This is a genomic window from Caballeronia sp. LjRoot34, assembly GCF_964253815.1.
Taxonomy (GTDB): domain Bacteria; phylum Pseudomonadota; class Gammaproteobacteria; order Burkholderiales; family Burkholderiaceae; genus Caballeronia.
The window spans coordinates 1-3642 of the sequence record NZ_CAXUSB020000022.1 but is presented as its reverse complement, the minus strand read 5'-3'; the positions used below and the strand labels follow the sequence as shown (position 1 = coordinate 3642).

The 3642-nt window shown below is 59.5% G+C and carries 3 protein-coding genes and 1 pseudogene; 3 read left to right on the top strand and 1 reads right to left on the bottom strand.

Annotated features, from left to right (window positions below; genetic code table 11):
• The 3 genes and pseudogenes from ACSQ36_RS46925 to ACSQ36_RS46915 all read left to right on the top strand — a co-directional run.
• A partial coding sequence (locus ACSQ36_RS46925) for a hypothetical protein (protein WP_436187620.1) occupies positions 1–285 on the top strand: 285 nt, incomplete at its 5' end.
• A gap of 517 nt (positions 286–802) precedes the next feature.
• Complete coding sequence (locus ACSQ36_RS46920; protein WP_436187619.1) at positions 803–1447, top strand: hypothetical protein; 645 nt, start codon at positions 803–805, stop codon at positions 1445–1447.
• Between the two features lie 983 nt (positions 1448–2430).
• Positions 2431–2556 (top strand): annotated as a pseudogene (locus ACSQ36_RS46915) (transposase); the annotation flags it as partial.
• Positions 2557–2584: 28 nt separating this feature from the next.
• Here ACSQ36_RS46915 and ACSQ36_RS46910 read toward each other — a convergent pair.
• Positions 2585–3637 carry an IS1595 family transposase gene (locus ACSQ36_RS46910; RefSeq protein WP_436187621.1) on the bottom strand — a complete coding sequence of 351 codons (1053 nt, stop codon included), beginning with the start codon at positions 3635–3637 and terminating at the stop codon, positions 2585–2587.
• Positions 3638–3642: the final 5 nt, after the last annotated feature.

Sequence of the window (3642 nt, the reverse complement as noted above, 5' to 3'; positions counted from 1 at the left end):
CGCCCGGTCGCTTGCATTTGCCTAAACGCCTTCAAAAGGGGAGCCGTGCTCAATTTCGGCGAACGCGCGCGGTATCAGTCTATGGAGCGCGGACCGGCCGATACCAAGCTTCGCAAGCTCTGCCTCGAGCCAGGCCTCATCGCAGTCGGGACCAGTCTCGAGAGAAACGATGCCGCCTTCGGCCATGGCAGCGCGAAAATCGCATGCGACGGTCAGGTTAACCGGCAGATCCTTGACCTGGCTCAGGAACCACGATCGTTGCTCGGGGTGGCTCGGTCACAGTAGACAACGGCGTCGAGATCGGTGAAGAAGGGGGCTTCACAATCAAGGCTGACGCACCTGGAATCGCTATTACTATAGGCGACGGCGCGCGCCTGCTGGGTGGCGGCTCGCTCGCTCTGGAGAACTGCATCGGTCGGGGCGCACAAGTGCTACGGCCGATCCGCATGCAGCAATGCTGCCTCGGTGACGGCGGCACGTACCTAGAGTCTGACCCCGACTTACGTTGTGGTGTTTTGAAGGGAAGCGGTGTGGCGCCAGGTATCACCGTTCCCCAACGTCATGTCATCCAGGCCTTCGGTCTGTTCAGCGACGCGCCTCTCCGCTCGCAATCTTTCTTCCATCCCAAGCGAACGGCGTGACCTCCACCCGGTTGCGCTTGCCGCAGTCTGGACATCGCGCGGGAAGGAATGGAGCAGAATAGGATCGTGAGCACCTTCAAACGCGCGTGAGAGGAAGTGGCGCCCGACTTCGGTCGTTAGGGCCCAGGCGTTAGCGAGACAACCTTGCTGCAGAGAGATCAATGAAGAAAGGAAAGACAAAACTTACCCGCCATGATGCTGAGCGCCTTTTCGAGGGACTGCCCGCCGGGAACGTGAGAGTATCGAGCCGGCCCGAGAACCCATTCGAAGCAGGGGCGTTCGACGTGGTCAAGCGCGTCGACGACGAAAACAAACTCTGGAAAGACAACCTCATTACGCTTCCGATGGCGATCGAGTTGCCTGCTGGCTACGAGTCGGTTTCTCGCATGCGCGAGGCGATGGTGCGGGCATGGCGCGTGAAGTGGGTGAGGGAAGGTAAAAACGAGGTTGTCACCGAGTTTCCTGAAGGATGGACAGCCGTTCGCCCGGAAAGCGGCCCCATAGAGCTACGAGATCCGTCCGGCGTGGTCCGCGCCTTATACGGATGGGCCAAGGATGCTGAACTCAAAATTCTCCCACGGTATCTGGTTGAGTCACAGGCGAACAGTTCAAGCGGACTGGGCAGCTTGCTTGTCCGTGATCGCGGGAACGGTCAAATTCTTGAGAGGTCGTCGATCTGGTCTGCCCAAACTGGTCCCAATCATCCAGATTGGACCAGGCTGTCAGCGTGGCTCAACTTACGCTATGCACAACATCGCGACCCGCTGCGGTACTGGGAAGATTGCGAGGAAAACATCCAAAACTGAGCTACTTTTGGGGCGCTGTTCTCGCGACAAACCACTGCACCCAGTTTGACGCAGGCGAAAGCAGCGCTCATCGCTTGATTGGGGTCCCTTTGATTTTTGTGCAGTATACGGGGGTAGCGGGCCCTTGGCCCCATGCGGGTTTGCGAGTCGACCCTAATAACATTTCGAACTAAATCAAACACTTCCTGTTTGGTTATTTCCGCGTTGTTTGCCGGCGCCGCACGGCCGGAACCCCCGTGTGGAGGGCTGCCGCGTTCATCCTGTCACCGCCCCAGATCAAAGTTATCGCCGTTCAGCCGAGAGGCACCCGCTCAAAAAATGGTTTTCTAACGTTTGATTTGAGCGTTGTAAGCCCGCGCGAGTCATCTTTCGGGCCGAAAACCGGGCCCACGACACGCAAAAAGGCAAACAGCAACTGACTGATTTCTCGCAATATTTTTATAGGGGCGGAGCGCTGGCATCCCCGTGATTTCGGTGCAGATTGCGACGGTAACTCGATCTAGGCGCGACAAGGGTTAGCGATTGCCCCCAATATAATATTCAATCAAATCAACCCCTTTCTGTCGGGGGCCTCCAATGACGGCTCACGGCCTTGGGGTGAGGCCGAAACGGGTTGGTTTCGCGGCGATAAAGGCACTTCTTGCCGATAGCCTATCAGCGGCGGCTCGAAAAGAGGTATTCCAGCGATTGATCCGTTTGCTATCCCTGCCAGACAGACGTGATGCTCGCTGCCGGTTTACCTGTCAGAGACACTCCGCTGGCATCACGAGCCGACCGCTCGACTGGCCGGAAAGCCAGACTGGACACGGCTTTCCGGCGGGCACCGGCGAGTTTCGACTGTGCCTGCGCGACGGCAAAGGCCAGAAAAGGCAAACAGCAACTATCTGATTTTCTTGGATATTTAAATCGTGCCGGTTCGCAAAACCTTGTCGGGCCTAGATCGAGCTACCGTCGCAATCTGCACTGAAATCACGGGGATGCCGATCATCAAGCACGTGATGGGATTCCGGCAGTTCTCGCTGCGTGGGCTGTCCAGCGTCACAGCTGAATGGTCGCTGGTCGCGCTCGCGTGGAACATCAAGCGGATGAACGTATTGCGAGGCGTGTAGGGCGATAAGCGGGCTATGGGGTGTCCATTTAACCGGAGTCAGATCGTCTCCACGGCCGGTTCTGCCGAGGGCGCTCGAGACTGGGAGGATGCCCGCGTTTCCGCGGTGGCATGGGCCGCATGGGCTTGGGACTTTTCTTGCGCGTCAGATCCTGGTAGCGCACGGGGTCATGGGCGACGGCGAGCTCCAAGACCCTGTAAAACAGCAGCCCGCGGCTACGTGAACGTCGGCGGTTGAAGCGGAACACGAACTCGTTGAGGTAGCTGGGCAAGTGCGCGGCGTCCACCGCTCCTTGGTGTGTTCCGAGCAGCCAGCGCTTTGCCAAGGACGCGATTCGATGCACGCCCGGCAGCAGCGCGCCTGGGTTTTCTCCACGCGCGCTGGCTACCCGCTGGCTGCGACGGTCATGGATGTAGCCTTTCTTGCCCAATCCTCGGTAGCTCTGCCAGGCAACGGTGATCACCGTTGCCCCTGGCTCGACGTTTGCCGACACGAAAGCCTGCAGCGACTCCGCCGAGGCGTCCGCGACGGGCGCCATACGGCAGCGGCCAAACCCCTTGGGCTCAAGGATCTCGACTGCGATACACGTAAGTACCTTCTTGCCTTGGGCGCGCCCTCCGGTCAACCCCGGCTCGAGACCGCCGATGTACGTTTCATCCACCTCTACCTTGCCGCGCAGCAGTTCCCGATCGGGACGAACCAACGCGGATCGCAACCGGTGCAGCATGGCCCAAGCCGTCTGGTACGAGCCGATTTGCAAAGGCCGCTTCAGACTCAGGGCCGAGATTCCATCCTTGCCGCTGGCGAAGTTCCAGCAAGCTGCGAACCAAACTGTGAGTGGCGTACGGGTTCGGTCGAAGATGGTCCCCGCCGTCACGGATGTTCGGCTGTCACAGTCCGCGCACATGAACCTCCCGTCTCCCAGCCGCCATCCGCCAGCGTGGCCGCATTCCGGACAGACAAACCCGGACGGCCAGCGCAGCCACTCCAGGTAGTCCAAGCAGTCGGCATCGGACTGGAACCACGTCTGGAACTCGCCGAAGGAACGAGGGTAGTCAATGCCTGCGATTGGGATCTCCATGCCGG